At 72.2% G+C, this 4,638-nt stretch carries 5 protein-coding genes; 2 read left to right on the forward strand and 3 right to left on the reverse strand.

The window, feature by feature from the left end; all coding sequences use genetic code 11:
• The first annotated feature begins 175 nt into the window (after positions 1-175).
• The gene (gene fahA / locus G3I65_RS35060; protein ID WP_160699907.1) at positions 176-1,342 is read left to right on the forward strand and encodes a fumarylacetoacetase; all 1,167 of its coding nucleotides are present in this window, start codon (positions 176-178) and stop codon (positions 1,340-1,342) included.
• Positions 1,343-1,366: 24 nt separating this feature from the next.
• Here fahA and G3I65_RS35065 read toward each other — a convergent pair whose 3' ends face one another.
• Together G3I65_RS35065 and G3I65_RS35070 are read right to left on the reverse strand one after the other, a co-directional pair.
• The gene (locus tag G3I65_RS35065; protein ID WP_160699908.1) at positions 1,367-2,404 is read right to left on the reverse strand and encodes a glycoside hydrolase family 43 protein; all 1,038 of its coding nucleotides are present in this window, start codon (positions 2,402-2,404) and stop codon (positions 1,367-1,369) included.
• A gap of 438 nt (positions 2,405-2,842) precedes the next feature.
• Positions 2,843-3,580 carry an SDR family oxidoreductase gene (locus G3I65_RS35070; RefSeq protein ID WP_160699909.1) on the reverse strand — a complete coding sequence of 246 codons (738 nt, stop codon included), beginning with the start codon at positions 3,578-3,580 and terminating at the stop codon, positions 2,843-2,845.
• Between the two features lie 82 nt (positions 3,581-3,662).
• Here G3I65_RS35070 and G3I65_RS35075 point away from each other — a divergent pair, with 82 nt between their 5' ends.
• Positions 3,663-4,220 carry a TetR/AcrR family transcriptional regulator gene (locus tag G3I65_RS35075; RefSeq protein ID WP_160699910.1) on the forward strand — a complete coding sequence of 186 codons (558 nt, stop codon included), beginning with the start codon at positions 3,663-3,665 and terminating at the stop codon, positions 4,218-4,220.
• On the opposite strand, the gene G3I65_RS35080 is transcribed toward G3I65_RS35075, so the two are convergent.
• A partial coding sequence (locus G3I65_RS35080) for a LysR substrate-binding domain-containing protein (protein WP_239071642.1) occupies positions 4,217-4,638 on the reverse strand: 422 nt, incomplete at its 5' end. The genes G3I65_RS35075 and G3I65_RS35080 overlap by 4 nt on opposite strands.

Consider the following 4,638-nt stretch of genomic DNA (forward strand, 5'->3'; position numbering starts at 1 on the left):
CGGACCCGGACCGCGCGGAAGCCCGGCTCGCCGAGCGCGACGGCCCGGCGGTCGCGGCGCTCGTGCGTGACCTGCCCGCCGGCGTCCGCGCGCGGTTCACGTCGTTCGGCACGTGCAGCATCACCGACCCCCTGACCGAACTGGCCGAGCTCGGCCTGCTGCCCCGAGGAGAGGCATGACCACGATCGAGATCCCGGCGGGCTCCCCGTTCGGGACCGACAACCTGCCCTACGGCGTGTTCTCGACCGGCGGCGGTGCCCCGCGCGTCGGCGTCCGCGTCGGCGACTCCGTGCTCGACCTGGCCCGCGCGCTCGGCGACGACGTGTTCGCGGCGCCGACGCTGAACCCGTTCATGGCGCAGGGGTACGACCGCTGGGTGGCGGTCCGGGAGCGGCTGACCTCGCTCGTGACCGGCGAGGTCCCGGACGACGCCGTGCACGCGCTCGCCGACGTCACCCTGCACCTGCCGATCGAGGTCGCGGACTACGTCGACTTCTACGCGTCGGAACACCACGCGTCGAACGTCGGACGGCTGTTCCGCCCGGACGCGGAACCGTTGCTGCCCAACTGGAAGCACCTCCCGGTCGGCTACCACGGCCGCAGCGGCACGGTCCTGGTCTCGGGCACGGACGTCGTCCGCCCCAGCGGCCAGCGCAAGGCCGACCCGGCGCCGGTGTTCGGGCCCAGCACGAGGCTGGACATCGAAGCCGAGCTGGGTTTCGTGGTCGGCACCGGCACCCCGCTGAACACCCCGATCCGCCCGGACGACTTCGCCCGCCACGTCTTCGGCGCGGTGCTGCTCAACGACTGGTCCGCCCGCGACATCCAGGCGTGGGAGTACGTCCCGCTGGGCCCGAACCTCGGCAAGAGTTTCGCGACGTCGATCTCGGCGTGGGTGGTCCCGCTGCTGGCGCTGGAAGCCGCGCGCGTCCCGCTGCCCGGCCAGGACCCGGAGCCGCTGCCGTACCTGCGCGAAAGCCGCCCGTGGGGGCTGGACATCGAGCTGGTCGTCGAGTGGAACGGCGAGGAGGTCAGCCGCCCGCCGTACCGCGAGATGTACTGGTCACCGGCCCAGATGCTGGCCCACCTGACGGTGAACGGCGCGTCGGCCCGGACCGGCGACCTGTACGGGTCGGGCACGATCTCGGGCCCGGAGAAGCACCAGCGCGGCGCGTTCCTGGAGCTGAGCTGGGGCGGCGCGGAACCGTTGACGGTCAAGGGCGAGGAGCGCACGTTCCTGGTGGACGGCGACGAAGTGGTGATCACGGCGACGGCCCCGGGCGCGAGCGGCGGCCGCATCGCGTTCGGTGAGGTCCGCGGCCGGATCCTCCCGGCGGAGTGACCCGGCGGCACCGGGTGGGCCGCCTCATTCGAAGAACTTGAGGCTCCACCCGGTGTCGGTGGTCGCGCCGGGGACGTTCGCCCGCCGGTAGGTCGTCGACCCCCACCAGCAGAACGTCCCCGTGTACCAGTACCTGTTGGCCCACGAATACGTCGTTCCCTTCGCGACGGCGTGGAACATCAGCGGGAACTTCGGGCCGGACGGCGGGCTGGTGGCGATGTCGCCGTTCAGCAGGACGAAGCTGTTGTGCCCCGGGCCGTTCACGTACAGCGTCGGGTCCCAGCCGGTCATCATCGTGGTGCGGTTGGAGCCGAAGAGGCAGCCGTTGGACTTGTACCAGTCCCACACGTACGTCGGGTCGCCGCCCGCGCGCAGCCGCAGTTCCGCGAGGCAGTACTGGTCGCTCCAGCTGCCGTTGGCGGAGTAGACGATGTGCAGCTGGCCGTTCGGGTCCTTGATCGCTTCGGGGGCCTCGTTGATGTACGGGTTCCCGACGACCCGCTCCCAGCTCTCCCGCGGCTGCGAAATGATGTACCGCGCCCCGGTCGGCGTGGTCGGAGTGCTCATGCGGGCGATGTAGAGGTTCTGCTCGACGTTCGTGTCGCCGGCCCAGCCCGACCAGACGAACCACCGCTGGCCGCCGAAGGTGAACAGCGTGCCGTCGATGGCCCACTTGCCGTCGGGGAGCGCGAGCTGCGTCTCCGCCGTGTAGCCGCTGTCGGCGGTGGCCGAGCTGATCACGTACATCCGGTGCGCCGCACCGGTTCCGGCCGTGAAGTAGACGTAGAAGCGGCCGCCGTCGGTGACGATCTCCGGGGCCCACACCTCGCCGAGGCCGCGGCTGTCCGACCAGATCCGCCGGGCGGGCGCCGCCGCCAGGCCGTCGGTGGACGACGCTTGCCGCACCACGATCCCGCCGCCGGACGACTGGACGGCGACGTAGGTGGAGCCGACCCGGAGCACGCTGGGATCGGCCGCGCGCAGGGCGGTCTGCCCGGCTTCCGCGGTGCCGGCGGTCACCGCGGCGAAGAGGGCGAGCACGAGAACGAGGCGGCGGAACACGGGACCACATCCCTCGGTCGATCCGGAACCGACAGGATCACCCGCGACCGGGCGCGGCCGGTAGACCTTGCTCGATCAAGGTCGCCGAGATTGGTCTGAACCGGTGAGTCAGCAGTAGACGTTTCCGCGGACGGCGAGGATGAACGCGGTGGCGGAAAGCGTTTCCGTGGCGCTGCCCTGGGTGAGCGTGCGGTCTGGTGCCCGGCGGGGACGTGCCAGGTGTAGGTCGTGCCCGCAGGCGCCCCGCCGACGACGAACCCGGCCGAGTAGGGGCCTTGGTACTTCGCGCTGTTGCGGCAGTTCCCGGTGTAGGACCCGACCGGCCCGGTGGTCAGCATGCTCGCCACCCGCGGGTGCCGGGTGGTCTTGAACGACTCATTCAAGACACCGCGGGCTCACCGGATACTGCCCGCGTACTTCCGCCGCCACCCGCGGAGCTCAGCCCTGCCGGGTGGGCCGGATGGTGAGGTCGCCGATCTCGACGTCGTCCGGCTGCTCGATGGCGAACGCGATCGCTCGCGCGACCGCGTCGGGGCCGATGCCGAGCGCCGCCATCGCCTGCTGGGCCTGCTCGCGCTGCGCGGGGTCTTCGACGTGGTCGACCAGTTCGGTGCGCACGAACCCCGGCGAGATGGACGTCGTGCGCAGGACGCCGTCGGTCGACTCCTGCCGCAGCGCCTCCAGCAGCGTGCGCACGGCGTTCTTGGTGCCCGCGTAGACGGCCTGGGCCGGGACGATCTTCAGTCCCGACGTCGAGACGGTCGTGACGAAGTGCCCGCGGCCCTGCGCGCGGAACACCGGCAGCGCGGCGGCGATCCCGTGCAGCACGCCGCGGAGGTTGACGTCGATCATCGCGTCCCAGTCGTCGACGTCGAGGTCGCCGACCGGCGCGATCCGGGCGACGCCGGCGTTGGCCACCAGGACGTCGAGGCGGCCGAAGCGGTCGACGGCGAGGGTGACGAGCCGCTCGAGATCGGCCCGGCGGGTCACGTCGACGTCCAGCAGTTCCGCGCGGCCGCCGTCGTCCCGGATCTTCCGCGCGAGCACTTCCAGCCGGTCGGTGCGCCGGGCACCCAGCACGACGGCCGCGCCGCGGCTCGCCAGCTCCACCGCCGTCGCCTCGCCGATCCCGCTGCTCGCGCCCGTGATCGCGACGACCTTGTCCAGTCCGTTCATGACATCTCCCGCTAAACTGACAACTGTCCGGTTAGCTGCCACTGTACCGGCCACTTGTCCACTTGAGTGAGGGGAGCACACCGTGGCCGGTCGTGAGCGCCGATCGGACGCCGTCGCCAACCGCGACCGGATCGTCGAGGCCGCCCGTGCGGAGCTGAGCGAGTCCAACGGCGCCACCGACGACCTGAAGCTGCACCGGGTCGCCAAGGCCGCGGGCGTCGGCCAGGGCACGCTCTACCGGCACTTCCCGACCCGCGAGCACCTGCTGGCGGAGGTGTACCGGGCCGAGCTGACCCAGCTCGTCGGCACCGTGACGCCGCTGCTGGCGGAACACTCCCCGCTCGACGCGCTGTCCCACTGGCTGGACCGGCTGGTCGAGTACGCGCGCGTCAAACGCGGCGTCATGGCGGCGATCGAGGTGGCGGCCTGGCAGGACCTCTACTCCAGCCAGCACCAGCGGCTCGACGACGCGCTCGAAACGCTGCTGGAGCAAGGAAAAGCCGCCGGGCAGATCCGCGGCGGCGTCGACGCCGCCGACGTCATCCTGCTCCTCGGCGCGCTGTCCCGGATCCCCGAAGCCGACTGGGCCGAGCGCGCACCCCGGATCGTGGCGGTGATCGTCGACGGCCTTCGCGCCTAGCCGGTCGCGGTGATCGCCTGGGTGACCGCGGCGATCGCCGGGGCGGCGGCCCCGGGCAGCCGCGCCACGAAAACCCGGCGGACCTCGGGTGGCGCGCCTTCGACGCGCAAGGCGAGCACGCCGGGCGGGGCGACCGGCAACAACCCTTCCGGCATCGTCGTGACGCCGAGCCCGCGCGCGACCAAGTGCAGTTTTGTCAGCCAGTCCCGGGCGCTGTGGACGACGCGCGGCCGCCCCGGCAGGCCCGGCCAGACGCCGAGCTGGGGCTCCGTGTTCGACGCGGGCGTGGCGATCCACGGCATGTCGACGAGTTCGTCGACGTGCACGGACGTCCGGCCGGCGAACCCGCCCGTGGCCGCCGCGGCCACGACGAGCCCGACGTCCTGCACGGTCGTGAGGTGCAGCCGCGGCGACTCGC

Source organism: Amycolatopsis sp. SID8362 (genome assembly GCF_010550475.1).
GTDB classification, from domain to species: domain Bacteria; phylum Actinomycetota; class Actinomycetes; order Mycobacteriales; family Pseudonocardiaceae; genus Amycolatopsis; species Amycolatopsis eburnea.

Coding starts and splice junctions, on each gene's coding strand:
- fahA (WP_160699907.1), top strand. CDS start 176: ATGACCACGATCGAGATCCCGGCGGGCTCCCCGTTCGGGACCGACAAC.
- G3I65_RS35070 (WP_160699909.1), bottom strand. CDS start 3,580: ATGAACGGACTGGACAAGGTCGTCGCGATCACGGGCGCGAGCAGCGGG.